Here is a 25,616-nt window from a genome sequence, read left to right as displayed (position 1 = left end):
TCGCACCTTTCAGTGTGATCATCGGCAGCGCCAGCGTTGCAGAAAGTGCAGGCCCTCGATCGTGGGTGGTTCGTCGTAACCGGTGATCCACCCGCGGCAACGTGGCGAACCGCACTGGCAAGCGAACTGGCGCAGCAGTTTGTCTTCGGTGGTGGCGTAATCCATGGTCAAGCGTTCGCCGCTGTGGATATCTTTCAGCGCCCATAGCCATAACTCGCTCACGTCGAGAAAGACGTTGGGGTCGCAGGCATGCTGGAGCAATCCGCAGAAGCGCGGATCGTAGACATGAATGCCGGTCAGCAATTGCCGCGTGTGTCGGCAGCGGTAGGGCAATAATTGACCGGAAACCCTGCACATTCGCCGCGCTTGCAGGAATTCGCGGCGCGTTGCCACCGCTACCCCGTGACCGCCGTCGTCGTGGACGATCTCAAAATCGCTGCTGGAAGGAAAACCGAGACGCACGGGCAGGCCGGCGAACGGGTAGATACCTTTGGTATCCGGTGGTGCGGTTGAAGCCATGGCGTGGGTATTCATCACGATCCTTGTCGCAATGCCATTGCGACTTCCTCGGTTGACGTCCTGTCAACTTGCGTATCACTTGGATCCAATCTTGTCGCATTAGGTATAGCCGGTCTACTGTCAGATCTGACAGGCGATTTAGGCGTATTCCCGCGTCAGCCTTTGCCGACACGGGAACCGCACCGAAGCGGTTACAGGTGCGGCGCTGCAACGGCCGGTGTTGGCAGAGGCGCTCTGAGTTGCTGGAGTTGCGCTTTGACCGGCGTGCTCGCGCACTGGATGGCGGCCTGCTCCGGGGTCAGGTTGCGGATCGAGGTGTAGAACAATTCGCAGGTTTTGACCTTCTGAGTGACTTGCCAGGTCTGCGTGCAGCTACTGAGCAGAGCGGAAGGGTTGCTGCCCGGTTTGCTGCCCATCCCCGCCTGCCAGCAAGCCGCACTCAAATCCTGTCCCATGACGCGCAGGCCCGCCGCGTCAGCCTTGGCCTGGGCATCGTCGCCGGTGTAGCTCTTCGGGTCGGCGGCGTACCAGATATAGCTCGGGTGGTTGGAACCCAGCACCGGCACGTTCACCCCTTCGCTCGGGCTGATGGTCGCCAGCCCCAGTACAGCCACCGTCGGCCCGTATTGCTGCTTGATCCAGTTACGCACCGGTGCGCCGAACGCGACCATCGGCAGCGTTGTGCCGCTGGTGGTCTGGCTGAACTGCTTGACCAGCGTGGTCTGGTAATCCGTGAAGTAAGCATAAACGCCTTCCAGATCACTGCCGGCGTTGGACGGCGCGGCAATCGGGGCGATGTCGATGATGGTCTGGAACGCCGGCGTCTGATCCGCCGGGATGCCGTTGTCGGTGAGCAGCGTTGCCCAGCGATCGGTGGTGTTGGAACGCAGGTAGTCCTGCGCCTGGGTCAGGGAGTAATCCGGCGGGAAGTGCAACAGCTCGACGCTTTTGCGGTTTTCCAGGGCCATGCCCAGCGGCAGGAACAGGTACCAGCTGTAAGCCCACTTGCCGTCGGCGTTGAGCTTGCTTGCACCGCTATAGGCCAGGTCGCCGGCATCGAGCAGCGCGGACAGCGGCTTGTCGTAGCCCACAGGTACGCCGGTGATTTCGGCGTAGAGCTGATCGTTATCGGTTTTCACCCGCACTTTTGCATCGGGATAACCGTCGCGCTGTACGCTCTGGCTCAGGTAATGGGCGACGGTCTGCTCCAGCGTCCAGTTGCGGAAGCAGATCACGCTGCAGTTGTTGGGGTAGGCGAAGAGGCGGGTGACGCGCTCGGTACTGCCCAGCTTCAGGTCGACATCGGCGTGGGCGGCGGCGCTCAACGTGAGCGCGGCGAGGGCCAGTGCGGCGGGGGTAAGTCCTGCGAGTTTGAACATGCTCAGATCCTTTTCAGCGTGGGTTCCCCGCGAACGTGGGGGCGCTTCATAGTGGATCAGCTGTGTTTGACAGGAAAGCGGTTGGTTGTGGATTCTTGCCGGAATGCTGTTTGCTCAGGCAGTGCACATGCAATGTTACGGCTGGGCCAGCAAGCGCGCTGCCTGGCACGCGTGCGCACTGCTAGACTGCAGCGACATTGAATTTTTCACGGGTGAGTCATGAAACCTTCTACTGCTCTTGATATGCAAAGGTCCGCCGTCCGCGAAGTGATCGGGCGCTTTCGCGTGGCCAACCCGCGTGTATTTGGTTCGGCATTGTCGGGAACGGATCTGGACGGTAGCGATCTGGATCTGCTGGTGGATCCGCTGCCCGGCACCACGCTTTTCGATCTGGGCGGACTTCAGGTTGAACTTGAAGACCTGCTAGGCGTTGCGGTCGAAGTATTGACGCCGGGAGACCTGCCAGTGAAATTTCGTCAGCAGGTGCTTGATCAGGCGCGACCCGTCTAAAACAGCGAGCAAGTCCTTGCGAAGTATTTGAATGCACCTCCCCTTGAGCAAGTGCATTTACATCAACCTACGGCATCACCGGCGGCGTATACGCCAATGTCGTCCCCAGTGCCCACAGCAACAGGAGCACCAGCGGCGTGTGCACCAGCAATTGCACGAACGAGAAGCCGATCAGGTCCCGCGCTTTCAAACCGAGCACGCCGAGCAGCGGCAGCATGTAGAACGGGTTGATCAGGTTGGGCAATGCTTCTGCTGCGTTGTAGATCTGCACCGCCCAGCCGAGGTGGTATTGCAGGTCGTTGGCGACTTGCATCACGTACGGCGCTTCGATGATCCACTTGCCGCCGCCCGACGGAATGAAAAAGCCGAGAATCGCCGAGTACACGCCCATCAGCAACGCGTAGGTGTCGTGGGAGGCGATGCTGACGAAAAACGTTGAAATGTGATGGGCCAGGGTCTGTGCGTCTGCGCCTTTGACCGTGGTCATCAGCGCGGCGATCGAGCCATACAGCGGAAACTGGATCAGCACGCCGGTGGTGGTCGGGACCGCGCGGGCCACGGCATCGAGAAAGCTGCGTGGGCGCCAGTGCAGCAGTGCGCCGAGCATGATGAACAGGAAGTTGTAGGTGTTCAGCCCGGAAATCGCCGTAATCGCCGGTTTCGTCGAGAATTCATGGAGCAGCCATCCCGCCGCCAGCAGCACCAGCACAATGATCAGCAGCGGACTGTGTTCCAGCCATTCGCCCGGGCGGGTGCGCGGTTGCAGCGGCGGCAGATTGAAGGCCGGGTCGATGCCGCAGGCCTCGGCGTCGCGTGCCGAGTTCGGTCCGGGGGCGGTGGCGTAGGCGATGATGATCGAGATAACGATCAGCGCCAGCAGCATGACGCCGGACTGCCAGAGGAAAATCGTTTCGGTGAACGGAATCACCCCGGTGATCGATAGAATCGACGGCGGCAGGCTGCCAGGGTTGGCCTGCAACTGCGCGGCCGACGACGACAAGCCCAGCGCCCACACCGCGCCGAGGCCCAGATAGGCGGCGGCACCGGCGGCGCGATAATCCATTTTCAGATCGGTGCGGCGGGCAAGGGCGCGCACCAGCAGCCCGCCGAACACCAGCGACAGGCCCCAGTTGAGCAGAGACGCGACCATCGAGATCAGCGCTACCCAGGCTACGGCGGAGCGACCGTTCTTTGGGATGCGCGCCAGCTTGTCGATCAGTTTGACCGCGGGCGGTGAGCTGGCGACAACGTAGCCGCCGATCACCACGAACGCCATCTGCATGGTGAAGGGGATCAGGCTCCAGAAGCCGTCACCGAAGGCCATGGCGGCAGCGGTGGGTTTAGCGCCCATGGCCAGCGTGGCCAGGGCAACGATGATCACGGCCAGCGCGGCGAACACCCAGGAGTCGGGAAACCAGCGTTCGGCAAAACTTGAACAGCGCAGGGCAAAGCGCGCGGAGCGGCTATCTTCGATATCAACGGCCACGGGATGTACCTCGGATTTTTATGGTTATTTTGGCCTGGCGGGCCACAATTTCAGCAATGTCACCGCCCCTTGTGGGAGCGAGCTTGCTCGCGAAGGCGTCAGGTCAGTCAACAGTGATGCTGAATGTACCGGCCTCTTCGCGAGCAAGCTCGCTCCCACAGGGATTCATGGTGGTTGGTAAATTGTGACCCGGTAGACAGGCACTAACAGTAAATCAAGCGCTGCCCATTTGTTGAGCAGGTTTTCGCAAACCGCGACTATGGTCTGACGGGTTGTCGATCAGTGCTTTTGCGTAGACCATGGGCGCCTTGGTTTTTGCCGATGCCTGAGTTTTTTGTCATGACTGCCAATTCCCCAGCCCGACCGGCGCCATTCAGCCGTTCCGACTACAAGACCCTCGGCCTTGCGGCGCTCGGCGGGGCGCTGGAAATCTACGATTTCATCATTTTCGTATTCTTCGCGCTGACCCTGAGTCAACTGTTCTTCCCGCCGGAAATGCCCGAGTGGCTGCGTCTGCTGCAAAGTTTCGGCATCTTCGTCACCGGTTACCTGGCGCGGCCATTGGGCGGGATTCTGATGGCGCATTTCGCCGATCGCCTGGGCCGCAAAAAGGTTTTCAGCCTGAGCATCCTGATGATGGCGCTGCCATGCCTGCTGATCGGGATCATGCCGACCTACGCCCAGATCGGCTATTTCGCACCGCTGCTGTTGCTGGCGCTGCGCATCCTCCAGGGCGCGGCGGTGGGCGGCGAAGTACCGAGCGCCTGGGTGTTCGTTGCCGAGCATGCGCCGACCGGCCATCGCGGTTATGCCTTGGGTTTTCTCCAGGCCGGCCTGACCTTCGGTTACTTGATCGGCGCACTGACCGCGACCTTCCTCGCGCAAGTTTTCACGCCCGCAGAAATCCTCGACTACGCCTGGCGCTATCCGTTTCTGCTCGGCGGCGTGTTCGGTGTGATCGGCGTTTATCTGCGTCGCTGGCTCAGCGAAACCCCGGTGTTTATGGCCATGGAGGCGCAGCGTGAGGCGCGGATCGAACTGCCGCTGCGCACGGTGCTGCGTGAACACCGTCTGGCCATGCTGCCGGCGATGTTGCTGACCTGTGTGCTGACTTCGGCGGTGGTGGTGTTTGTCGTGATCACGCCGACAATGATGCAGAAAACCTTCGGCATGACTGCCAGTCACACCTTCGGCCTCAGCGCTTTGGGCATTGTCTTCCTCAATATCGGCTGCGTGATCGCCGGGCTGTTGGTCGATCGCATTGGCGCGTGGCGCACGGTCATGCTGTACAGCCTGTTGCTGCCGCTGGGCATTGGCGTGTTGTATGGCTGCCTGATCACGGGTGGCCACTGGGTCGGCATTGCTTACGCGGTGGCGGGCCTCGCCTGCGGTGTTGTCGGTGCGGTGCCATCAGTGATGGTGGGGCTGTTCCCGGCGCGTATTCGCGTGTCGGGCATTTCCTTCACCTACAACATTGCCTACGCCGCGTGGGCAAGTATTACACCGCTATTGCTGATTGGTCTGATGCCGTGGAGCCCATGGATCTGCGTGATGTTCTGTGCAGTGATGGGCGCGGTGGGGATGCTGACGGCGGCGTATTTCGGTGCGCGCATGCCGCGCACGGGACCGTGTCAGGCTGCCGGCGCCATCTGAGCCGAAAGCGCCGAACTATTTTCGACTGACGGGTCGCAAAGTCGCTTCAGAAAAGCCTTCCAAGGCCGATGGCTAGGTAGTACGCCGCTTCCAAACCTGCCATCGGTGCTTTCCCTATGTTCAATAAACGCTTGAAGCAAGAGCTGGCCGCTCTCCGTGAAGAACTCTCCAGCCTTGTACAAGTGAAGGAAAGCCTGGAAAGCGAAATGCTCGCGCTGACTCTCGAACCCGACGGGCGGATTCGCTCGGTCAATCAGAACTTCCTCAGCGAGATGTTCTACAAAAGCCAGGACCTGATCGGCCGGGCGATTGAAGACATCGTGCCGGCCCACGTCAAAACCGACGAATTCCATCAGCGCTTCAAGAACGCCATGACCCGCGGCGAGCATTTCGCCGGCGCCGTGCGCCTGTTGCGCGGCAACGGCGCCGAAGCGTGGCTGCGCTCGATCGTGCAGCCGGTGCGCGCCTCTGATGGGCGGATCAGACACATATCGTTCTACGCCAGTGACCTGACCCGCACCATCGAAGCCTCCCGCGAGCATGAAAACCTGATCGGTGCGCTGGTGCGTTCTACCGCCGTGATCGAATTCGACCTCAACGGTAACGTGCTCAGCGCCAATGACCGCTTCCTCAACGGCATGGGTTACAGCCTGGCGCAGATCAAAGGCAAACATCACCGCACGTTCTGCGCCCCGGAAGAGTACAACAGCGCCGAGTACCAGAATTTCTGGCGGCGCTTGAACAGCGGTGAGTTCGTCGCAGGCCGCTTCAAGCGTATCGACAGCCATGGTCGTACGGTGTGGCTGGAAGCGTCTTACAACCCGGTGGTCGATGCCAACGACAAATTGTACAAAGTGGTGAAGTTCGCCACGGTGATCACCGATCAGGTCAACCGCGAGCAGGCGGTTGCCGACGCGGCCAGCATTGCTTACAGCACTTCGCAACAAACTGACAGTACCGCGCAGCGCGGCACCACGGTGGTCACCGAAGCGGTGAACGTGATGCGTGATTTGTCACGCCACATGCAAGCCGCCGGTGAGGGCATCGAAGCGCTGAACGAACAATCGCTGGTGATCGGCACGATCGTCAAAACCATCAGCGGCATTGCCGAACAGACCAACCTGCTGGCGCTCAACGCCGCGATCGAAGCCGCCCGTGCCGGCGAACAGGGCCGTGGTTTTGCCGTGGTCGCGGACGAGGTGCGGCAACTGGCCTCGCGCACCAGCCAGGCGACGGATGAGATTGTCGGTGTGGTGCGGCAGAACCAGGAAATGGCCCGCAGCGCCGTGGCGCTAATGACCGACGGCAAGCTTCAGGCCGAGCAAGGGCTGGCGCTGGCAGCAGAGGCGGGGACGGTGATTGTCGAGATTCAGGACGGTGCGCAGAAAGTGGTGGATGCGGTGGGGCAGTTTGCCAATCAGCTCTCCCACTGACACCGCACTGATCCAAATGTGGGAGCGGGCTTGCTCGCGAAAGCGGTGTGTCATTCAGCAATGATTTGACTGATCTGACGCATTCGCGAGCAAGCCCGCTCCCACAGGTCTTTTCATCAGCAGTTATTTGCGCGATCGGGCGCTACAATCGGCTCCTTTTCTCCCGGAGCAGATCCCATGAGCGACTCTCACCGCCGTCCGGTGCCCTTGAACAAAGCCTATCGCCTGCTCAACCACGGACCGACCGTACTGGTCAGCGCCGCCCATGACGGCCAGCGCAACATCATGGCCGCCGCCTGGGCCATGCCGCTGGATTTCGAACCGCCGAAGGTCGCCGTCGTCCTCGATAAATCCACCTGGACCCGCCAGTTGCTCGAAGCCTCCGGCACCTTCGTGCTGAACGTGCCGTGCGTCAATCAGGCCGATATCGTGCAAACCGTGGGCAACACCTCCGGTCTGGACATCACCCGGACCCAAGGTCAGGACAAATTTCAGGCGTACGGCCTGCAGACCTTCGCTGGCGAACAGGTTGAAGCGCCGCTGCTGGAGGGCTGCGTCGCCTGGCTCGAATGTCGCCTGCTGCCGGAGCCGCGCAATCACGAGCAATACGACCTGTTCCTTGCCGAAGTCATCGCCGCCCAGGCCGACGAGCGCGTGTTCAGCGACGGCCGCTGGCATTTCGAAGGGCATGATGGCTTGCGCACGCTACACCACGTTGCGGGCGGGCATTTCCTGACGATTGGCGATGGGGTGGACGGCAAGACGCTGACGGTTTAAATGGCGTTGATGGAAAACCTTCAGCGGATGTAGCAAGGTAGAGGCCAAATTCCATCTATCAGGCGCAACGCACATGGACTTATCTGTTGCCGGTTATCTCGCCCCGTTGCTGTCGCTGGCGCTGTTGTGGACGCTGGCCGTAGTCACGCCCGGGCCGAATTTCTTCAACATCGCGCAACTGGCGGCCAGTCAATCCCGTCGGCATGGCGTGGTGGCTGCGCTGGGCGTGGCCACCGGCACAGTGCTGTGGGGGCTGGCCGGCGGCCTTGGGATCAAGACTTTGTTCAGCGCCGCGCCGACGCTCTATCTGGGCTTCAAGATCGCCGGCGGTTGCTACCTGATTTATCTGGGCCTGAAGCAATTCAAGCGCAAGGCCCCGATTGTCCCCGGTGCGCTGGCTGCCGCCCGCCAGACCTATCTGGGCGTCTACGCTCGCGGTTTCCTCGGTAACATGACCAACCCGAAATCGGCGTTGTTCGTCGCCACCATCTTCGCTACGGCCATGCCGGCTCACGTACCGCCACTTCTGCTGGCGCTGGCCGTGCTGACCATGGCGACGCTGTCGTTCAGTTGGTATTGCAGCGTCGCGCTGTTCTTCGCCAGCCGCCGGGTTGCCGGTGTTTACGAGCGGTCACGCCAGTGGCTGGATCGGTTGGCGGGTGGGTGCTATTTGCTGTTTGGGGTGCATTTGGTGGCGAATCGCTGAGTCTCTAGCCTCAACCGTGTTTCATTGGTTTGATCAGGCTTTCGGCAGGAATCCCGAATAACTCATGAAGCTTCCAGATCATCGGCAAGGTCAGTGCTCGTTTGCCGTTCAAAACCTCTTAGACTCTGTTTGTTCGACCGATAGCCGGAGCGAGATCAGCAGCAGACAGGCCTGATTGTTCCATTCGAAATTTGATGGCATCGATCGGATTCGGCAGATCCAGCGGAAAGTTCTTGGCTTCGTAGGCCTCAATGAGCGTGATCATGATGTCGAAGTAGTCACCTTCAGGGGGCCCCGGTTCTGGCTCGTTGTCGAAGAGCGCAGATATATTTTTAAGCGCCGCTCGGTAGTCTTCCTCGTTATGAATCGGGCGTATGTTCATGGGTTACTCCATTTCGACGGTGTCAGCGTCGATTGCATCGTACTGCTTGTGAGTGCCGACGAATTTTATGTAAATCGCGCCGTAGCGATAGGCCACAGCTACGATCAGGCGAAAGTCGTTGCCCTTGATGTTGAACACAACTCTCCGGCTTTATTTCCTGAAAGGTCCCTTACTTTATCTGCCCCAGCTAATTTTCGGGGTAGGAAAAGGCGACGAGGTGCATATGAACAGAGCCTATCGCCGACAAAAAAAGCCTACCTCCCGGTAAGCCTTTTGTGTCCACTTCGTAATACTCAATCCCCCAGCGCTTCTCCCTCACGCCGGGGATCGGCACCGCCAGTTAACGTCGCTTTTCCCCGCGCATCCTTGACCCGCACGATTGCCTGCGTGCCGCTGGTCATGTCGATTTCGCTGATTGTGTGGCCCTTGTCCTTCAATGCCTGAATCAGCCCCGGGCTGAATTGTCCCTGTTCCAGTTCGGTCGGGCCGTTGCGGCTGCCGAAGTTGGGCAGGTTGATCGCGTTTTGCGCGTCGAGGTTCCAGTCGAGTAGGCCAATGGTGGTTTTGGCTACGTATTCGATAATTTGCGAGCCGCCGGGCGAACCGACCGTGGCGACGAAGTCACCAGTGTTGCGATCGAAGATCAGCGTTGGCGCCATGGACGAGCGTGGGCGTTTGCCCGGTTCGACGCGGTTGGCAACTTTCTGGCCGTTCTCTTCGGGGATGAACGAGAAGTCGGTCATCTGGTTGTTCAGCAGAAAACCCTGAACCATCAGGTGCGAGCCGAACGCGGCTTCGATGGTGGTGGTCATCGACACGGCGCCGCCGAGGTCATCCACCGCCACCACTTGGGAGGTTGAGATGCGCAACGGCGAACGGTCCGGCGCGTAGGCCACTTGCACGCCTGGCGGTGTGCCCGGTTTGGCGCTGCCCATGCTGCGCTCGCCGATCAGGCTGGCGCGGCTGGCCAGATAGGCCGGATCAACCAGACCTTTGACCGGCACCGGGACGAAGTCGGTGTCGGCCACGTATTGCGCGCGGTCGGCGTAGGTCAGGCGTTCGGCCTCGGCGATCAGATGCACGGCTTGCGGATCCGGTTCGATGCCGGCCGGCTTATTGGTTTTGACTGGTTTGAGCGGGGTCAGGGACAAACGCGGGTCGCGGGCCAGCGCCTGCAACGTGCCGAGAATCTGTGCCACGGCGATCCCGCCCGACGACGGTGGCGGCATGCCGCAGATCTGCCAGCGCTTGTAATCGGTGCACAGCGGCGCTCGCTCCTTGGCCTGATAACGCTGCAAATCGTTCAGCGACAGGCTGCCGGGGTTGGCGTGCTGTTGAACCTTGGCGACGATCTCTTCGGCGATCGGACCTTTGTACAGCGCGTCTGCACCCTCGCTGGCGATGCGCTTGAACACGGCGGCCAGTTTCGGGTTTTGCAGGCGCGTGCCAACAGCTTTGACGCTGCCATCGTCATTAAGGAAGTAAGCGGCCATGTCTGGCGACTGGCGAATCAGTGGATCAGCAGTCAACAGCGAATGCAGGCGCGGGGAAATCGTGAAGCCTTGCTCGGCCAGTTTGATCGCCGGCTCAAACAGCTTCGCCCACGGCAAGCGACCGTGTTGCCGATGCGCCAGATCCAGCGCGCGCAACACCCCGGGCGTACCGACCGAGCGTCCGCCGATCTGCGCTTGCGTAAAAGCCATCGGTTTTCCGTCAGCATTCAAGAACAGCTTCTCGGTCGCACCGGCCGGCGCCGTTTCACGGCCGTCATAGGTGCGCACCTGTTTGCCATCCCACAACACAATCATCGCGCCACCACCAATCCCGGAAGACTGCGGCTCAACCAGCGTCAACACCGCCTGCATCGCAATCGCCGCATCAATCGCCGAACCACCCTGGCGCAACATCTCCCGCCCGGCTTCGGCCGCCAGCGGATTGGCAGCGGCAGCCATGTGTTTGCTGGCGTGGCGGGTTTGCAGATCAGCGCGGTAACCGGAAGCGGCTTCCGGTGCCAGCGGCAAGGAAGAAGAGGGCGGGGCGTTGCATGCGGTGAGGGTCAGAGCGCTGACAAGCAGTGTCAGGGCTGGCAGGCGAAAGCGCTTCAAGGGCTGGGCTGGAAACACGCGGGCTCTCCGTCCGAGGGGTAAAAGTCTTGGGGACTTTATCGAGCGGGCGGGCGGGGTGCAAACCGGGTGGGGATTTGATGCTTGGTCAAATCGTCCTCGACGGTACGTTCTAAAACCGGTTGGTTGCGATGGATTCAGTCGGCAATGGCGTCTGTGGTTGTAGTTCTTCGCCCCGGCTGGAGTACCTTTCGTGCATTTCTCCTACAGAACTTTCAGGTCGACAACCTACGCGCCGCTGCCTGAGGATGTTTTCTGTGGTTTTTTCCAGGATGGATATCAGCTGAAGAGGATGAGTCCGTTGCCATTCGATTTTATTTTCAGTCGGCCACTGTCATGAGCATTTCCAATGAGGATCGTGATTTTCTGGTGGCGTTGGGCAGTCGCATTGCACATTTACGCACAGTGCACGAGATAACACAGACGCGGTTTGCAAGGGCTTTAGGTCTTTCCCGGCAGACCTTTCAGGGTTACGAGGAGGGCACGCGCAGCATGCCGGTCACGACACTGGTGAAGATGGCATTTGCGCTGCGCGTGCCTGTTGAAGACCTGCTCGGGGTTCCCTCGTACACGGAGACGCCCAGACGCAGCTTGACCTCGACGTGGTATCGACGGCTGCAGTCCATCAATGAGCTTTCGAAGGTTCAACAGAAGGTTATTGCGCAGATGCTCGACGCCCTGATCGCACAGGCGGGGACCAAAACAAGTAACGAAGAATGAAAGGCTTGAAATAACCCAAAGAACGCGGAACCAAGGTGCGCGAACACCCTGGCTCCGCTAACCACAAGCAGCTAAACAGGAGCTAATCATGGCTAAAACCAATCATACGTCATCAACCCCCATCACTGTACGCCGGTTGAAAATCGCCGCTGATTTTTACCCGGCCCACACAAAGGACACACCCTACGGCCCCGGCAAGCCTGTGCCTTGGATCAGGCTGCGCGGGTTGTGGTTGCGGCAAGCGGGATTCGAGGTAAACGAGAACGTCAAAGTGCGCGTGATGAAGGGGTGTCTGGTGATTACGGCGGAGTAGAGCAGTAGATGGGGGGCTTAGGTAAATAGGCAACACTGGCGCATTAAGAGAAACGCTGCTATCCCTTAAGGATAGTGGCGTTTTAGCTGAGCATTTCGCCGGTTACCTTTTTATGGTTATCTGAGTCCATAGTTTGATCGTGCGAGGATCAGCTCTTCAAAGACAACCCGGTGCAGGTGCTCCATATCTCCCGAAGTATTAAACAGGCCAAATCCTAAGGAATTATGTCGAGCAGCGCTAGGCCATGGGGAAAAGCTCTCTTTTTAAAGATGGCTATTTCAAAAAGTGTTTTGATTTATCTGGAAATTACTAGCGGTATAGGCCCGTTACACCAAGATTACACCCGAATAGTGACGTGGCATTATCTTGAATTCCAGATTTGCGTATGTGAGATCAGACGAAGTAAGTATTGAAAGTTAGACGCGAGGAGCATATACAGAAAACCCGGCGCTGGGCCGGGCTTGTCTTACGGCTTATAGAGCCAATCTCTTTCTTCTGCAATGGTCCGAAGGATTTTTGATTTTCGTTTGATATCGTTTTTCTCGTTCCCATCAAAGTCAATAATGGCGTGCTCTTTGAACGGCTCAGGATCGGGGAAAGCTGGAAGCTCCAGCGCTCCACACTCGGCAACCGTGACAGCTACCACCCCGACAGACCTAAGGCCCAGTGACTGAACGAAATGATCGTGAGCATTCGGTGGGTCGATTTGGTCACCATCGTAGCAAGAAAGTTTCTTATCATCTTTCGGCGTGGGACTAAAAGCTTGCGATGTGATCTTTCCATCCTGAATGAAGCTTGGATTAATTTGTCGCAGCAGATGCGTACTCTCCTTCATCAAATCTCTCCCTTTGCGGCTTTGGAAATTAAATCGACGAGCGCCTGTTTGTGGGTAGGATCGTCCAAGGAAAGCACTTTGGATATCTCTTGCATTGTCTCGGTGTTGAGGCAATGAAGGTCGCCAGATAGGCTGGCGAGATCAATTTCTAAGCTGACGTCCTGATTTCCGGTTCGCCATTCAAGCTGAACCCCACCCTCTTCTGTAGGGTAGATATAAGGGCTAGGCAGCGTAGGTGGATAGGTGTCGACGAAAAAGCTCTCAAGCCAGTCAAAGTCGGACGACGCTGGAACGAGCCCGCGACCATCCAGCCAACCGACTTTAAGAAGTCTCAGCTCGTCGATTCTAGCCAGTGGATCGTTGGTATCGATAATGGCGGCGTCCTCAATAACATCTAATGAGTGTAGCCGTTCATAGCGGTCAAATCGACCAACGCCCGAGACTGAAACCTTGATCCCGGTTCGGTAGCCGCTCATCGCCTCAAGGATGGTATCCAAGTGAATAGCGTCAACCTTGGCGGCAATTTTTCTGCCGCCTGGCAGCTGCAGTTCGAAACTCATCTTGCTTTGATCAAGCTCAGACACGAGGCCGCGAACTGTTATTTCGTCCGTGAGTACCTCGTTCTGCGATGCGAGTAACAGACGTCGGCGAGTTAGCTTTGTGAGCCGTGCAGGGCGATCTTTTCCCGGGAAAAACTCCAGAACCTCTCCCTCCCTAAGCCCCCTTCCAAATCTGTCAAAATAGCCAAGCAGATTTGCAGGAAGGTGATCAGTGATAGGTTCGTTATGCTCGGCGGCATTGATCGCTCCCCCGATGGCTTGAACAGCGCGGAAAAAGTAATCCTCATTTGCTGCGGGAAATAGGCCGGCTGAGTCGTCAATGTAATCAATAGTAATGCCAGGTATCGCGCTACCGTCCTTGACTTCAGAGAGACCAATGGAAAGCGGGTCTGTAAATCCTTTTGGCGCCCTAATGCGAACGTTGTTTTGCACGAATATCCACTTGGCAACCGCTATTACGAATTCCTCCAGAACAGATATGTCCTTAAGAAGCTCAAGCGGGATAGTGTGCCCATCAAATCGAGCGCCGACAAACCGCGGTTCAATCAATGGTTTTTTCATGAGCGATCCCTATCCCTTGATTTCTGTTGTCGCATGAATTTCTGCAATTCCCTGCCCATTTCTGGTGGGGAGAAATGTCGCAAGTGGGCGCCGTTTGATGACGAAAGGCGCACGCTCCGCCTTGTTCCATCCCAGCATAGCCTTAACCAAGCATCACAGTCGCAGCTCCCTAGAAAGCTGCCATCGTTAAGAATGTATTCGTGCAAAGGCATCCGATTCTTCCTTTGACGGCGTTGAATCGAACCATGGTGGATTGTCGGTCATATGGGGAATCAAAGCACAGCGTCGCAGGTGGTGTAATTTACGAAATATCCGTTTCGTACGCTGATCGGATATTTTTCCTATAATTTTCTTCTTGAGAAATGCGTCAATTCGGTCTGCTGACGTGAAGCGGCCGATCTGAGCTGTAGGAGTAAGCTCGGGAAAGATTTTTCTCAAGGCATAAAAAAACGGCCTACCTTTCGGTAAGCCGTTTTTAGTACTTGGTGGCTACACAGGGACTTGAACCCCGGACCCCAGCATTATGAATGCTATGCTCTAACCAACTGAGCTATGTAGCCAAGTGGCGCGCATTATTCCCCTGAAATGATAAAGCGTCAAGCGTAAATCAAAAATATTTCTTCCTGTTTTCAACCGCTTATCCTCGGGCCCCGAAAATCGGGGCCGGGGAGGGCGTCAGCGCAGCTGAAATCTGGCGGTATTGGCGCTCAGGGCCTGGCTGCCCTGGCTCAAGGTATCCGCCGCGAGGTTCACGGCGCGCGCGCCTTCGAGCAAACGCACCGCCGCTTGATCGACCTGCTGGATATTGCCGCTGACCTCATCAGCCGTGCTCGCCTGCTCTTCAACGGCCGTGGCGATCTGCGCCAGGGTGTCGGTGACGCTCTGTACCGCGCTGGCGATTTCCCCCAGGCGTTCGCCGAGACCGGTGACCGCTTCGGCGTCCGACTGCGCCTGGCCGCAAGCGGCTTCCATCAGACTCACCGCTTCATTGACCGTGGCGCGCAGGCTGTCGACGGTGCCGGCAATCTGAGCGGTAGACGATTGCGTGCGTTGTGAAAGGCTGCGCACCTCGTCGGCGACCACCGCAAACCCGCGTCCTTGCTCACCGGCGCGCGCCGCTTCGATGGCGGCGTTGAGTGCGAGCAGGTTGGTCTGCTCGGCGACGCCGCGAATGGTGTCCACGACCAGTTGAATCTGCTGGCCTTGCTCGCTGACCCGGCCCAGCGCTGCGGCAGTGTCGTTGAGGCGCTGATTGAGTTGCTGAATGCTCGCCGTTGTGCGTTGGCTGTCGCGGCTGCTGTCGGCGGCGATGCGGCGGGTGTGCTGGGCGCTGCCGGACGCCTGCTCGCAGCTTTGCGCCACGCCTTGCGAGGTGGCGGCCAATTGTGTCGCGGCAGCGGCGATCTGGCTGATCTGCAACTGTTGCGCTTCGACTTCGCCGAGGGCGCCGCTGGAGTGTTCGTTGAGGCTGCGCACCGCGTTGCTCAGTTGCGAGGTCTCGTGGTCGACGCCGAGCATGCTGCTGCGCAGTTGCACCACGGCAACGTTGAGCGCTGTGCTGATCGCCGCCAGTTCATCGCGACCCACCACCGGCACTTGCAGGCTCAGGTTGCCGTCGCGCAAGGCTTCGGCGAGCAGGGTGATGCCGCTGGCGCTGCGGCGGATTGATGCCTGCAGGCAGACGAACAGGTACAGCGCGGCCAGCAGCAAACAGCCGAAGATCATGGCAACAAGGATGAACTGGCGGATTGCCGTGCCGTGATAGGCATCAAGCCGCTGATCCAGCGCTACCAGCGATTGCTGGCGCAGGGATGCCAGATCGGTGAGCAACGCATCGAGGTTACGTTCGAAGTCTTCCGGTTTCAGGTTAATGCTGCCGCCGAACACGCCGTCGTCGAGTACCTTCAGGCCGCTGTCGAGGAGTTTGAGGCTGTCGTGGTATTGGCTGGCCCAGGCTTGCAGATCGGCTGGCAGACGCGCTTCCAGCAGCCCCGCCGTTTTCACCAGTTGCTCGCGGGCGTCGCCGATGCGGCTGCGCAGGTCGCGCAGTTGCAAGCGGCTCTGCAAGGTGAACTGGCCGGAGACGACCGAGGCCTGACCGACGGCCGCGAGGCGACCGACCCGCTCGATCAGGTCCGGCGCGTGTTGCGTGGAGATCTGCGTCAACAGGTAGGTTTCCAGCCACGGCGCCAGCGTCAGGCGATTGTCCATGACGATCTGCTCGCGCAAGGCTTGCAATGCGCCCAAGGCATTGGTGAAGCGGTCGTAACCGTCCGGCCACCAGCCAACACCGCTGAGGCTTTTCGAATCCAGACCCTTGAGCGCCGATTGCAGCGCTTGAAAGCGCGCGAGGGTTTCGCCCCAGGCGCCTTCCTGGTTCAGCGCGTTACCCAGGTCGGTGGTGGCTTGCAGCACCGCCGGTTGCACGCCGTCGAACGCGGCCATGGCGGCGAGAGTGGCCGGTGTCGGCTGGCGATTGGTCTCGGTGGCGCGCCAGCGGGCAGCGCGGTCACGCTGGGCGGCGAGCAAGTTGTCCAGCGCATCCAGCGCCAGCAACTGGCGCACCCCGGCACGCTCGCCGGAGATCAGGTTGAGCTTCTCGCGATAATCATGGCCGATCATCAACAGGCTGCCGGCCAAGGGCAGAATGAACAACAGAAACAACAACTGGAATTTACCTGCGAAGCCAAACCGCCCCAGCAATTTGATCCCCGGTGAAAGGAAAGCCTGCATGCCTCATGACTCCTCTGGACACCACGCACCATTGGCGTGCATCGCGAGTTTTTCGCCCGCGACCGTGCCCTCTAAAAGGCCTCGAAAGTTCCCCGTGCCCGCTCTGTAGGCCGGCTCTGTAGCGAAACTTCCCATTGTCGAACGCCTTTGTAAGGCGAACGTGTTCAAGGGCAGAAGCAAGGCAAGATTCAGACCATGGCGTTGCGCTATCACCTTCTCTGCTAACGATCTCCTGTAGGAGCTGCCGAAGGCTGCGATCTTTTGATCTTGCTCTTAAAATCAAAGTCAGAAGATCGTCCGATCGCGGCCCGAGCCTTCGGCAGCTCCTACGCGGGTGATAAGTCATCAATCAGTTAGTTAGCTGCCTAAGGGGATAGCGCGAGCGCACCGAAAAATGGCACATTGACGTACCTGCCTGCGGGCAATTCTCTGCTGTCCGGAAATTTCCATGGCTATCAGCAACGTTCAGACCGCCGCTGCCTCGGCGACCGCTGCTCCCCAAAGCAGTCCACTGGTAATGCGCATCATCGGCGCGGTGGCGCTGGCGCATTTGATCAACGACCTGATCCAGTCGGTGCTGCCGTCGATCTACCCGATGCTCAAGGCTAACTATGGCTTGACGTTCACCCAGGTCGGCCTGATCACCTTGACCTTCCAACTGACCGCGTCGCTGTTACAGCCGTGGGTCGGTTATCACACCGATCGGCATCCGAAACCCTGGCTGCTGCCAGCGGGTACGGTGTGTACCTTGATCGGCATTCTGATGATGTCGGTAGTTGGCAGCTTCCCGTTGATTCTGCTGGCAGCGGCGTTGATTGGTATCGGCTCATCGACCTTTCATCCGGAAGCGTCGCGGGTCGCGCGGCTGGCATCGGGCGGGCGCTATGGCCTGGCGCAGTCGACGTTTCAGGTCGGCGGTAATGCCGGTTCCGCGTTCGGCCCGTTGCTGGCGGCGGCGATCATCATTCCCTTCGGCCAAGGCAATGTGGCGTGGTTTGGTCTATTCGCCGTGTTTGCATTGTTCGTGCTGTACCGCATCAGCCGCTGGTATGCCAATCACCTGAACCTGTTCAAGCTCAAGGCCGGACAGGCGGCGACGCACGGATTGTCGAAGGGCAGGGTGACCAGTGCGCTGGTGGTGCTGGGCTTGCTGGTGTTCTCCAAGTACTTCTACATGGCCAGTTTTACCAGCTACTTCACCTTTTACCTGATCGAGAAATTCGACCTGTCGGTGGCCAGTTCGCAGTTGCACCTATTCCTGTTCCTGGGCGCGGTGGCGGCGGGCACGTTTTTCGGCGGGCCGATTGGCGACAAGATCGGGCGTAAGGCAGTGATTTGGTTTTCCATCCTCGGCGTGGCGCCGTTTACGCTGATCCTGCCGCATGTCGATCTGTTCTGGACCAGCATTCTCAGCGTGGTGATCGGCTTCATCCTGGCCTCGGCGTTCTCGGCGATCGTGGTATATGCACAGGAACTGGTACCGGGGAATGTCGGGATGATCGCCGGGATTTTCTTCGGACTGATGTTTGGTTTTGGCGGGATTGGTGCGGCGCTGCTCGGACATCTGGCGGATGTGCACGGGATCGAGTATGTGTATTTCCTGTGCTCGTTTTTGCCGTTGTTTGGCGTGTTGGCGATCTTCTTGCCGCGTACCAAAAAGGCCTGACCCCACACAGACCAATTGTAGGAATGAGCCTGCTCGCGATAGCGGTGTGTCAGTTAACAAATATATATCTGATGCACCGCTATCGCGAGCAGGCTCACTCCTACAGTGGGAATGCGGTGTGGCGGAGAATGTTTCAGGCACAAAAAAGCCGCGTATCAAACGCGGCTTTTTCTTGGGCGGCTGTCGCTTAGACGTTAAAGCGGAAGTGCATCACGTCGCCGTCCTTGACGATGTAATCCTTGCCTTCCAGGCGCCATTTGCCGGCCTCTTTCGCACCGGCTTCGCCTTTGTACTGGATGAAGTCGTTGTAGGCGATGACTTCAGCGCGGATAAAGCCTTTTTCGAAGTCGGTGTGGATCACGCCAGCGGCTTGTGGCGCGGTGGCACCGACTTTGACGGTCCAGGCGCGGACTTCTTCGACACCGGCGGTGAAGTAGGTCTGCAGGTGCAGCATTTCGTAGCCGGCGCGGATCACACGATTCAGGCCAGGCTCTTCCAGGCCCAGGGCCTCGAGGAACATGTCTTTTTCTTCGCCGTCATCGAGCTCGGCGATTTCCGCTTCGATCTTGTTGCAGACCGGAACGACCATGGCGCCTTCTTCTTCGGCGATGGCACGAACCACGTCCAGGTGCGGGTTGTTCTCGAAACCGTCTTCAGCGACGTTGGCGATGTACATGACCGGTTTGGTGGTCAGCAGGTGGAAGCCCTTGATCACGGCTTTCTCATCCGCGCTCATGTTCTTCATCAGGCTGCGTGCCGGCTTGGCTTCGGTGAAATGCGCGATCAGTTGCTCCAGCAGCGCTTTCTGAACCACTGCATCCTTGTCACCGCCCTTGGCGTTGCGCGCGACTTTCTGCAGTTGTTTTTCGCAGCTGTCGAGGTCGGCGAAAATCAGTTCCAGATCGATGATTTCAATGTCGCGTTTCGGGTCGACGCTGTTGGAGACGTGGATCACGTTGTCGTCTTCGAAGCAGCGCACGACGTGAGCGATGGCATCGGTTTCGCGGATGTTGGCGAGGAACTTGTTGCCCAGGCCTTCGCCTTTCGAGGCGCCAGCGACGAGGCCTGCGATGTCGACGAATTCCATGGTGGTCGGCAGGATGCGCTTCGGATTGACGATGGCCGCCAGTGCTTCCAGACGCGGATCCGGCATCGGCACGATGCCGCTGTTCGGCTCGATGGTGCAGAAGGGGAAGTTCTCGGCCGCGATACCGGACTTGGTCAGGGCGTTGAACAGGGTGGACTTGCCGACGTTAGGCAGGCCGACGATGCCGCAATTGAATCCCATGGTGTTTCCCCTCGGAGTAGAGTCAGGCCTTCTGGCTGTGCAGGTTTTTCATCGCGCGGTTCCATTCACCGGCGAGGATATCCGGCAGCACGCCGAGGGCAAAATCGATGCTGGCATCGAGTTTTTCCTGTTCGGCGCGTGGCGCACGACCCAGGACGAAATTTGAAACCATACTGGCAACGCCCGGGTGGCCAATGCCAAGCCGCAGGCGGTAGAACGTGTTCTGATTGCCCAGTTGCGCAATGATGTCGCGCAACCCGTTGTGACCGCCATGGCCGCCGCCCTGCTTGAGCTTGGCAACGCCCGGAGGCAGATCGAGTTCGTCGTGCGCCACGAGGATTTCTTCAGGCTGGATGCGGAAGAAACCGGCGAGTGCCGCCACGGCCTGGCCGCTGCGGTTCATGTAGGTGGTGGGAATCAGCAGACGAACATCCTGACCCTGATGCGAATAGCGCCCGGTCAGGCCGAAATATTTGCGATCGGCCACCAGATTCACATTCTGTGCGTGGGCGATGCGCTCAACAAAAAGGGCCCCTGCGTTATGCCGGGTCTGTTCGTATTCAGCGCCTGGATTACCCAGGCCAACGATCAGTTTGATGGCAGTCACGATAGGGGCCCTTCCTTGGAGTGGTGGATAACATCGCCGCGATCAGGGAAAGCGGCGAAAGTGGACGAAAAATGCTCATTTACCATGGATGTAAACTTCGCGTTCTCGCCCGCTTTCTCGCTACGTTCCAGTCCGCGATGTTACTTGCTCACTCAGGCTATACAGAGTGAATTACTCTGCTGCGCCTTCTTCAGTAGCTTCTGGAGCAACACGTGGAGCGTGGACGTTGGCAACAGCCTTGTCATCGCCGTGTGCCAGAGCAACGAACTCAACGCCTTTAGGAGCTTTGAGGTCCGACAGGTGAATGATCGAGCCGATTTCAGCGTCAGCCAGGTCGACTTCGATGAATTCAGGCAGATCTTTCGGCAGGCAGGACACTTCGATTTCAGCGATAACGTGCGAAATCTCGCCGCCTTTCTTCACTGGAGCAGCTTCGTTGATGAAGTGCACAGGAACGATGGCGGTCAGTTTCTGGCCGGCAACAACGCGTACGAAGTCAGCGTGCAGCACGTGGCCCTTGGACGGGTGACGCTGCAGTGCCTTGATGATGACGTTTTGCTTGGTGCCACCAACGTTCAGCTCGATGATGTGGCTGTAAGCCGCTTCGTTTTCGAGCAGTTTGGCAACTTCTTTGGCCAGCATGCTGATGGATTCAGGGGCTTTCTCGCCACCGTAAACTACAGCTGGAACCAGGCTTGCGAGACGACGCAGGCGGCGGCTCGCACCTTTCCCCAGGTCGGAACGCACTTCAGCATTCAGAGTAAAATCGTTCATTGTGTATCTCCAAAATAGCCATGACCGAGTGGCGTTTGCGACCAGCGCCGAACACGGTATGGGCAAAAAAGCCCCGCCCCGACAGGTATGCCGGGGCGGGGCGCTTTTCGTCAACGAGACATTTCGTGAAGGGCAGGGCCCTTAACGGAACATCGCGCTGATCGATTCTTCATTGCTGATGCGGCGAACCGCTTCGGCAACAACCGGTGCGATATCCAGTTGACGGATACGTGCACAGGCTTGTGCTGCTGCGGACAGCGGGATGGTGTTAGTGACCACCAGCTCGTCCAGCACGGAATTTTCGATATTCTCGATGGCCCGGCCCGACAGCACAGGGTGTGTGCAGTAGGCAAAGACCTTGGCTGCGCCATGCTCTTTCAGGGCCTTGGCCGCGTGGCACAGAGTGCCGGCGGTATCGACCATGTCATCGACGAGAATACAGGTACGCCCTTCGACATCACCGATGATATGCATCACTTCAGAGTGATTGGCTTTCTCACGGCGTTTGTCGATGATCCCGAGATCCACGCCCAGCGACTTGGCTACGGCACGTGCACGCACGACGCCACCAATGTCCGGGGATACGATCATCAGGTTTTCGAAGCGCTGATCTTCAATGTCATCCACCAGAACCGGGGAGCCGTAGATGTTATCTACCGGAATATCGAAGAAGCCCTGAATCTGGTCAGCATGCAGATCAACCGTGAGAACACGGTCGATGCCGACTACGGTAAGCATGTCAGCGACGACTTTCGCGCTGATGGCCACACGTGCGGAACGCGGACGGCGATCCTGACGGGCATAACCAAAATAAGGAATAACAGCAGTGATACGAGTAGCCGAGGAGCGGCGGAAGGCGTCAGCCATCACTACCAGTTCCATCAGGTTATCGTTTGTCGGAGCGCAGGTCGGCTGAATAATGAAAACGTCTTTACCGCGAACGTTTTCATTGATCTCGGCTGTAATTTCGCCGTCGGAAAACTTGCCGACAGAGATGTCACCGAGAGGGATATGCAGCTGACGTACAACACGCCGAGCCAGATCGGGGTTAGCGTTCCCCGTAAAGACCATCATCTTGGACACGCGCAGTACCTAGAGGCTGAGGGTAACCTGGATGAGTAGAGAAAATGGCAGGGGCGGCTGGATTCGAACCAACGCATGGCAGGATCAAAACCTGCTGCCTTACCGCTTGGCGACGCCCCTGTATCTGTTGCTTCAAGTGCCTGGCACTTGATTCCTTTAGAGCAGACTTTGCAGCTTGCGATGCAACATCGAAACGTTGCTTCCTTTTGCTACAAATCCTGAAAGGGTCTCTGTCAGAAGGGCCGAGACTTTATCAGCTTCAGCTTTGCTTGGGAAGCCCCCAAACACACAACTTCCAGTTCCGGTGAGCTTTGCTTCGGTAAATTTACCTAACAAATCCAATGCGTTACGTACTTCTGGATAACGCCTTGCAACCACCGGCAAGCAGTCATTTCGACTGTTTCCCTCGGGAACGGGGCGCACTTTAATGGGCGGCGTGTTACGTGTCAACAAAGGATCGGAAAAAATTTCTGCCGTACTTACAGAGACTTGCGGCACGAGCACCAGATACCACGGTTCTTCGGGATCGACCGGGGTCAGTTTCTCGCCCACGCCCTCGGCAAACGCCGCGTGGCCACGGACGAAAACCGGTACGTCAGCGCCCAGTGACAAGCCCAGAGCGGCCAGGCGATCTTCATCCCAACCCAGTTGCCAGAGATGGTTGAGGCCGAGCAAGGTCGTGGCCGCGTTTGAACTGCCGCCGCCGATGCCGCCGCCCATGGGCAGCACTTTGTCGATCCAGATATCGATGCCCAGCGCGCAGCCGGACTGTTGCTGCAACATTTTCGCTGCGCGCACGATCAGGTTGCTGTCGTGGGGCACGCCGGCGAATTCGGTGTGCAGTCGGATCACCCCGTCATCGCGCACGGCAAAGGTGATGTCATCGCCGTAATCGAGGAACTGAAACAGCGTCTGCAACTCGTGATAACCGTCTTCGCGGCGACCCAGAATGTGCAGCATCAAATTGAGTTTGGCCGGCGAAGGCAGGGTCAGTCGTGCAGCGGCCATGGGTTATTGCCCCAGCTTGCGCGGTTGCCAGGTCTTGATCACGAGCGTGACGTCGAGATCAGTGCCGTGCAGCTTTATACGCTCGGGTAGCCAGTAGCCGTTCTGCTGGGTGTAGGCGGTGTACTCGACTTTCCAGCCATCCTGTTCGAGGCTGGCCAGGCGGCTGTCGGCGTCCAGATTCAGGCGACTTTTGCTTTCCGGCGCTGGCAGGCCACGGACCCACCAGGCCAGATTCGACACTGGCAGTTTCCAGCCCAGTTGCTCCTCCAGCAGGGCTTCCGGGGACTGCGATTCGTAGCGGCCCTGGTTGGCGACTTCCAGCGATACCTTGCCCGGACGCCCGGTCAGGCGTGCTGCGCCGCGACCCAGTGGGCCGGACAAACGAATGTCGTAGTAATCCTGGCGTTGCAGCCAGAACAGCGTGCCGCTGCCGGAGTCCTTTGGCGCGCGGATGCCGATCTTGCCGTCGATCTGCCAGCCATCGAGGCCGGTCAGTTGTTGTTTGTTCGCCGCCCACTGGGCCGGGCTGCCGTGGCCCTCGACCGATTCACGGGCGCCGAAACCCGCGCAACCGGCGAGCAGGGCGATAAAGCTGAAAACAATAACGTGGCGCAAAAACATGAGTTAAAGAGTCTCGGATCCGGTCAGGCGCTTGATGGTGCTGCGCAGGATGGTGCTGTCGGGCTGATCCTTGAGGAACTTGCCCCACACTTGTCTGGCTTCGCGTTGATTGCCCTTGGCCCACAACACTTCGCCCAGATGCGCGGCCACTTCGTGATCAGGAAAACGCTCGAGCGCCTGGCGCAGATATTTTTCCGCGTCGTCCAGATTGCCCAAGCGGTAATTCACCCAGCCGAGGCTGTCGAGTACGGCCGGGTCTTCCGGGTTGATCTGGTGGGCCTGCTCGATCAGCGTCTTGGCTTCAGCGTAGCGGGTGGTGCGGTCGGACAGGGTGTAGCCCAGCGCGTTGAGCGCCATGGCGTTGTCCGGGTCGCGCTTGATGATCAGGCGCAGGTCTTTTTCCATCTGCGCCAAGTCATTGCGTTTTTCTGCGAGCATCGCCCGGGTGTACAGCAGATTGAGATCGTCCGGGTATTTCTGCAGGGCCTGCTGCAAGACTTGCCAGGCTTTGGCTTCTTGCTTGTTGGCCGACAGGGTTTCCGCCTCGATCAGGTACAGCTGGATCGCATAATCAGGCTGCTCGTCACGTTCGGCGGCCAGTTTGCTTTGTGCTTCAGCGGTCTTGCCGTTGTTCATCAGGATATCGGCCTGACGCAGTTGCGCTGGAAGATAGTCGTTGCCCGGACCGACCTGCGCGTATTCGATCAGCGCGCCTTGCGGGTCGTTACGCTCTTCGGCAATGCGCCCCAGGTTCAGGTGCGCCGAATCGACATGGCTTTCGCGCGCGATCAGGTCTTCCAGATAGCCTTTGGCTTCTTCCCAGGCCTTGGCTTCCAGGCACACCAGCGCGAGGGAATAGCGCAATTCGTCGTCTTCCGGGTACTGCTGAACCAGGCTGGAGAACTCGGTCTTGGCGTCATCCATCCGATCCTGCTCGACCAGCATGCGCGCATAGGTCAGGCGCAGGCGCTTGTCGTCCGGGTATTTTTTGATGCTTTTCTGCAACAGCGGCAGCGCTTCGTCGCCACGGTTCAACACTTGCAGCAGACGCGCGCGCAGCAAAATCGGGGCAACTTCGCCGTCTTCCGGCGGGTTGTCTTCGAGCAGCGTCAGGGCGCCTTGATTGTCGCCGTCCTGCTGCAAGAGCAAAGCCTTGCCAAAAATCAGTTGATTGTTGTTCGGGTGCCGTTGCAGCAAACGGTCGAAGCTTTTCATCAGGCCGTTGCGGGTTTCCTGATCGGTGTCGGCAGCCGACAGCGCGAGGAAATCGAAATGGGTGTCGCCCTTGCCCTGCAGGACTTTTTCCATGTAAACCATGGAGTCGTCGTAACGCCCGGCGCGGGCCAGTTGCACGGCGGCGGCGCGTTGCGCTTCGAGGTCGTCCGGAGCGTTTTTCGCCCAGATCAGAGCGGTGTCGAGAGCCGGCTGATCGGCGCCCAGGTATTCGGCGATGCGAAAGGCGCGCTCGGAAACACCCGGGTCCTGCGTGTTGATGGCCTGGGTCACGTAGTTGTCCAGGGCAATGTCGAAACGATTGCGCTGACCGGCGAGCTCGGCGCTCAGCAGGCTGAACACGGTTTCCTCGCTGAACGAGCTGTAGACCTTGGGTTTTTCAGGCGCGGGCGTGGTGTCTTCGGTCGGCGGAGTACCGTCCGGCGCAACGGGGGCCAAGGCCTGGCAGCCGCTGAGGAAGACAAAAGCGAGGAGCAACGCGGAAGATCTATTCATATAGGAAGAGGACGACTAACCTGCGGTCGGATCATCATGACACAAGCCTTCGGCCAAACATAACCGAGACTCAATTGTGGCCATTATAGAGGCTGACGATTGGGACAATAGTCAGCGGTAGTTGTTCTGAATCTTTCGAAGTAGGACAATT

22 protein-coding genes, 2 tRNA genes and 3 pseudogenes are annotated in these 25,616 nt (G+C 58.7%); 9 read left to right on the top strand and 18 right to left on the bottom strand.

Going from position 1 to position 25,616, the window contains the following annotated elements; all coding sequences use genetic code 11:
* Window positions 1–18: 18 nt before the first annotated feature.
* Together HU739_RS24540 and HU739_RS24535 are read right to left on the bottom strand one after the other, a co-directional pair.
* On the bottom strand, window positions 19–534 hold the full coding sequence (locus tag HU739_RS24540; protein ID WP_186551145.1) for an SET domain-containing protein-lysine N-methyltransferase: 516 nt from the start codon (window positions 532–534) through the stop codon (window positions 19–21).
* 176 nt (window positions 535–710) lie between these two features.
* Entirely contained in the window at window positions 711–1,898 is a 1,188-nt protein-coding gene (locus tag HU739_RS24535; RefSeq protein ID WP_186551146.1) for a hypothetical protein, read from the bottom strand.
* 243 nt (window positions 1,899–2,141) lie between these two features.
* On the opposite strand from HU739_RS24535, the gene HU739_RS24530 reads away from it, so the two are divergent.
* Window positions 2,142–2,408 (top strand): nucleotidyltransferase family protein, encoded by a 267-nt coding sequence (locus HU739_RS24530; protein WP_456154057.1) that lies wholly within the window; start codon window positions 2,142–2,144, stop codon window positions 2,406–2,408.
* 67 nt (window positions 2,409–2,475) lie between these two features.
* Here HU739_RS24530 and HU739_RS24525 read toward each other — a convergent pair whose 3' ends face one another.
* Window positions 2,476–3,894, bottom strand: coding sequence for a short-chain fatty acid transporter (locus HU739_RS24525; RefSeq protein ID WP_186551148.1), 1,419 nt, complete (start codon window positions 3,892–3,894; stop codon window positions 2,476–2,478).
* 339 nt (window positions 3,895–4,233) lie between these two features.
* Here HU739_RS24525 and HU739_RS24520 point away from each other — a divergent pair, with 339 nt between their 5' ends.
* The 5 genes and pseudogenes from HU739_RS24520 to HU739_RS24505 all read left to right on the top strand — a co-directional run bounded on the left by HU739_RS24520 (window position 4,234) and on the right by HU739_RS24505 (window position 8,463).
* A complete protein-coding gene (locus HU739_RS24520; RefSeq protein ID WP_186551149.1) occupies window positions 4,234–5,547 on the top strand; it encodes an MFS transporter in 1,314 nt (437 codons plus the stop codon).
* Between the two features lie 116 nt (window positions 5,548–5,663).
* Window positions 5,664–6,440: pseudogene (locus tag HU739_RS27140) on the top strand (PAS domain-containing protein); the annotation flags it as partial.
* The gene (locus tag HU739_RS27135) at window positions 6,420–6,980 is read left to right on the top strand and encodes a methyl-accepting chemotaxis protein (protein WP_371919905.1); all 561 of its coding nucleotides are present in this window, start codon (window positions 6,420–6,422) and stop codon (window positions 6,978–6,980) included. The pseudogene HU739_RS27140 and the gene HU739_RS27135, both read left to right, overlap by 21 nt.
* Window positions 6,981–7,157: 177 nt before the next feature.
* Window positions 7,158–7,757, top strand: coding sequence for a flavin reductase family protein (locus HU739_RS24510; protein WP_186551151.1), 600 nt, complete (start codon window positions 7,158–7,160; stop codon window positions 7,755–7,757).
* Window positions 7,758–7,830: 73 nt separating this feature from the next.
* Window positions 7,831–8,463 (top strand): LysE family translocator, encoded by a 633-nt coding sequence (locus HU739_RS24505; RefSeq protein ID WP_186551152.1) that lies wholly within the window; start codon window positions 7,831–7,833, stop codon window positions 8,461–8,463.
* 10 nt (window positions 8,464–8,473) lie between these two features.
* On the opposite strand, the pseudogene HU739_RS24500 reads toward HU739_RS24505, so the two are convergent.
* The 3 genes and pseudogenes from HU739_RS24500 to ggt form a co-directional block, all read right to left on the bottom strand.
* A pseudogene (locus tag HU739_RS24500) lies at window positions 8,474–8,845 on the bottom strand (helix-turn-helix domain-containing protein).
* A gap of 3 nt (window positions 8,846–8,848) precedes the next feature.
* A pseudogene (locus tag HU739_RS24495) lies at window positions 8,849–8,995 on the bottom strand (type II toxin-antitoxin system HigB family toxin); the annotation flags it as partial.
* Window positions 8,996–9,138: 143 nt separating this feature from the next.
* On the bottom strand, window positions 9,139–10,968 hold the full coding sequence (gene ggt / locus HU739_RS24490; RefSeq protein WP_186551153.1) for a gamma-glutamyltransferase: 1,830 nt from the start codon (window positions 10,966–10,968) through the stop codon (window positions 9,139–9,141).
* A gap of 336 nt (window positions 10,969–11,304) precedes the next feature.
* Here ggt and HU739_RS24485 point away from each other — a divergent pair, with 336 nt between their 5' ends.
* Window positions 11,305–11,688, top strand: coding sequence for a helix-turn-helix domain-containing protein (locus HU739_RS24485; protein ID WP_225922771.1), 384 nt, complete (start codon window positions 11,305–11,307; stop codon window positions 11,686–11,688).
* A gap of 88 nt (window positions 11,689–11,776) precedes the next feature.
* Complete coding sequence (locus tag HU739_RS24480; protein WP_186551154.1) at window positions 11,777–12,001, top strand: SymE family type I addiction module toxin; 225 nt, start codon at window positions 11,777–11,779, stop codon at window positions 11,999–12,001.
* A 466-nt stretch (window positions 12,002–12,467) separates the two neighbouring features.
* Here HU739_RS24480 and HU739_RS24475 read toward each other — a convergent pair whose 3' ends face one another.
* The 4 genes from HU739_RS24475 to HU739_RS24460 all read right to left on the bottom strand — a co-directional run bounded on the left by HU739_RS24475 (window position 12,468) and on the right by HU739_RS24460 (window position 16,690).
* Window positions 12,468–12,836: a hypothetical protein gene (locus HU739_RS24475; protein ID WP_126366361.1), complete on the bottom strand. Its 369-nt coding sequence runs from the start codon at window positions 12,834–12,836 to the stop codon at window positions 12,468–12,470.
* Complete coding sequence (locus HU739_RS24470) at window positions 12,836–13,957, bottom strand: hypothetical protein (protein ID WP_186551155.1); 1,122 nt, start codon at window positions 13,955–13,957, stop codon at window positions 12,836–12,838. Before HU739_RS24470 ends, HU739_RS24475 begins: the two co-directional genes overlap by 1 nt.
* 483 nt (window positions 13,958–14,440) lie before the next feature.
* Window positions 14,441–14,517 (bottom strand) — tRNA-Met (locus HU739_RS24465).
* Between the two features lie 115 nt (window positions 14,518–14,632).
* Window positions 14,633–16,690, bottom strand: coding sequence for a methyl-accepting chemotaxis protein (locus HU739_RS24460; protein WP_186551156.1), 2,058 nt, complete (start codon window positions 16,688–16,690; stop codon window positions 14,633–14,635).
* A 448-nt stretch (window positions 16,691–17,138) separates the two neighbouring features.
* Between HU739_RS24460 and HU739_RS24455 the strand changes: the two genes are divergently transcribed.
* Window positions 17,139–18,356 (top strand): MFS transporter, encoded by a 1,218-nt coding sequence (locus tag HU739_RS24455; RefSeq protein WP_186551157.1) that lies wholly within the window; start codon window positions 17,139–17,141, stop codon window positions 18,354–18,356.
* A 187-nt stretch (window positions 18,357–18,543) separates the two neighbouring features.
* Here the strand turns inward: HU739_RS24455 and ychF are convergent, their stop codons facing one another.
* The 8 genes from ychF to HU739_RS24415 form a co-directional block, all read right to left on the bottom strand.
* Window positions 18,544–19,644 (bottom strand): redox-regulated ATPase YchF, encoded by a 1,101-nt coding sequence (gene ychF / locus HU739_RS24450; protein WP_186551158.1) that lies wholly within the window; start codon window positions 19,642–19,644, stop codon window positions 18,544–18,546.
* A 22-nt stretch (window positions 19,645–19,666) separates the two neighbouring features.
* Window positions 19,667–20,251 carry an aminoacyl-tRNA hydrolase gene (gene pth / locus HU739_RS24445; protein WP_186530541.1) on the bottom strand — a complete coding sequence of 195 codons (585 nt, stop codon included), beginning with the start codon at window positions 20,249–20,251 and terminating at the stop codon, window positions 19,667–19,669.
* Window positions 20,252–20,422: 171 nt separating this feature from the next.
* Window positions 20,423–21,025: a 50S ribosomal protein L25/general stress protein Ctc gene (locus HU739_RS24440; RefSeq protein WP_186551159.1), complete on the bottom strand. Its 603-nt coding sequence runs from the start codon at window positions 21,023–21,025 to the stop codon at window positions 20,423–20,425.
* 141 nt (window positions 21,026–21,166) lie between these two features.
* Window positions 21,167–22,108, bottom strand: a complete 942-nt coding sequence (locus HU739_RS24435) for a ribose-phosphate pyrophosphokinase (protein ID WP_003171603.1) — start codon at window positions 22,106–22,108, stop codon at window positions 21,167–21,169.
* Window positions 22,109–22,153: 45 nt separating this feature from the next.
* A tRNA-Gln gene (locus tag HU739_RS24430) sits at window positions 22,154–22,228 on the bottom strand.
* A gap of 36 nt (window positions 22,229–22,264) precedes the next feature.
* On the bottom strand, window positions 22,265–23,116 hold the full coding sequence (ispE, locus tag HU739_RS24425) for a 4-(cytidine 5'-diphospho)-2-C-methyl-D-erythritol kinase (RefSeq protein WP_186551160.1): 852 nt from the start codon (window positions 23,114–23,116) through the stop codon (window positions 22,265–22,267).
* Window positions 23,117–23,119: 3 nt separating this feature from the next.
* Entirely contained in the window at window positions 23,120–23,737 is a 618-nt protein-coding gene (gene lolB / locus HU739_RS24420; RefSeq protein WP_186551161.1) for a lipoprotein insertase outer membrane protein LolB, read from the bottom strand.
* 3 nt (window positions 23,738–23,740) lie between these two features.
* Window positions 23,741–25,465: a tetratricopeptide repeat protein gene (locus HU739_RS24415; protein ID WP_186551162.1), complete on the bottom strand. Its 1,725-nt coding sequence runs from the start codon at window positions 25,463–25,465 to the stop codon at window positions 23,741–23,743.
* Window positions 25,466–25,616: the final 151 nt, after the last annotated feature.

This window comes from Pseudomonas hamedanensis (assembly GCF_014268595.2).
Lineage (GTDB): Bacteria > Pseudomonadota > Gammaproteobacteria > Pseudomonadales > Pseudomonadaceae > Aquipseudomonas > Aquipseudomonas hamedanensis.
Note: the sequence above shows the minus strand (reverse complement) of the source record. Positions and strands in the feature narration are given on the sequence as shown.

Coding starts and splice junctions, on each gene's coding strand:
- HU739_RS24455 (WP_186551157.1), top strand. CDS start 17,139: ATGGCTATCAGCAACGTTCAGACCGCCGCTGCCTCGGCGACCGCTGCT.
- ychF (WP_186551158.1), bottom strand. CDS start 19,644: ATGGGATTCAATTGCGGCATCGTCGGCCTGCCTAACGTCGGCAAGTCC.
- HU739_RS24480 (WP_186551154.1), top strand. CDS start 11,777: ATGGCTAAAACCAATCATACGTCATCAACCCCCATCACTGTACGCCGG.
- HU739_RS24440 (WP_186551159.1), bottom strand. CDS start 21,025: ATGAACGATTTTACTCTGAATGCTGAAGTGCGTTCCGACCTGGGGAAA.
- HU739_RS24505 (WP_186551152.1), top strand. CDS start 7,831: ATGGACTTATCTGTTGCCGGTTATCTCGCCCCGTTGCTGTCGCTGGCG.
- HU739_RS24530 (WP_456154057.1), top strand. CDS start 2,142: ATGCAAAGGTCCGCCGTCCGCGAAGTGATCGGGCGCTTTCGCGTGGCC.
- HU739_RS24415 (WP_186551162.1), bottom strand. CDS start 25,465: ATGAATAGATCTTCCGCGTTGCTCCTCGCTTTTGTCTTCCTCAGCGGC.
- HU739_RS24460 (WP_186551156.1), bottom strand. CDS start 16,690: ATGCAGGCTTTCCTTTCACCGGGGATCAAATTGCTGGGGCGGTTTGGC.
- HU739_RS24475 (WP_126366361.1), bottom strand. CDS start 12,836: ATGAAGGAGAGTACGCATCTGCTGCGACAAATTAATCCAAGCTTCATT.
- HU739_RS24520 (WP_186551149.1), top strand. CDS start 4,234: ATGACTGCCAATTCCCCAGCCCGACCGGCGCCATTCAGCCGTTCCGAC.
- HU739_RS24540 (WP_186551145.1), bottom strand. CDS start 534: ATGAATACCCACGCCATGGCTTCAACCGCACCACCGGATACCAAAGGT.
- HU739_RS24470 (WP_186551155.1), bottom strand. CDS start 13,957: ATGAAAAAACCATTGATTGAACCGCGGTTTGTCGGCGCTCGATTTGAT.
- HU739_RS24485 (WP_225922771.1), top strand. CDS start 11,305: ATGAGCATTTCCAATGAGGATCGTGATTTTCTGGTGGCGTTGGGCAGT.
- HU739_RS24510 (WP_186551151.1), top strand. CDS start 7,158: ATGAGCGACTCTCACCGCCGTCCGGTGCCCTTGAACAAAGCCTATCGC.
- lolB (WP_186551161.1), bottom strand. CDS start 23,737: ATGTTTTTGCGCCACGTTATTGTTTTCAGCTTTATCGCCCTGCTCGCC.
- ispE (WP_186551160.1), bottom strand. CDS start 23,116: ATGGCCGCTGCACGACTGACCCTGCCTTCGCCGGCCAAACTCAATTTG.
- HU739_RS24535 (WP_186551146.1), bottom strand. CDS start 1,898: ATGTTCAAACTCGCAGGACTTACCCCCGCCGCACTGGCCCTCGCCGCG.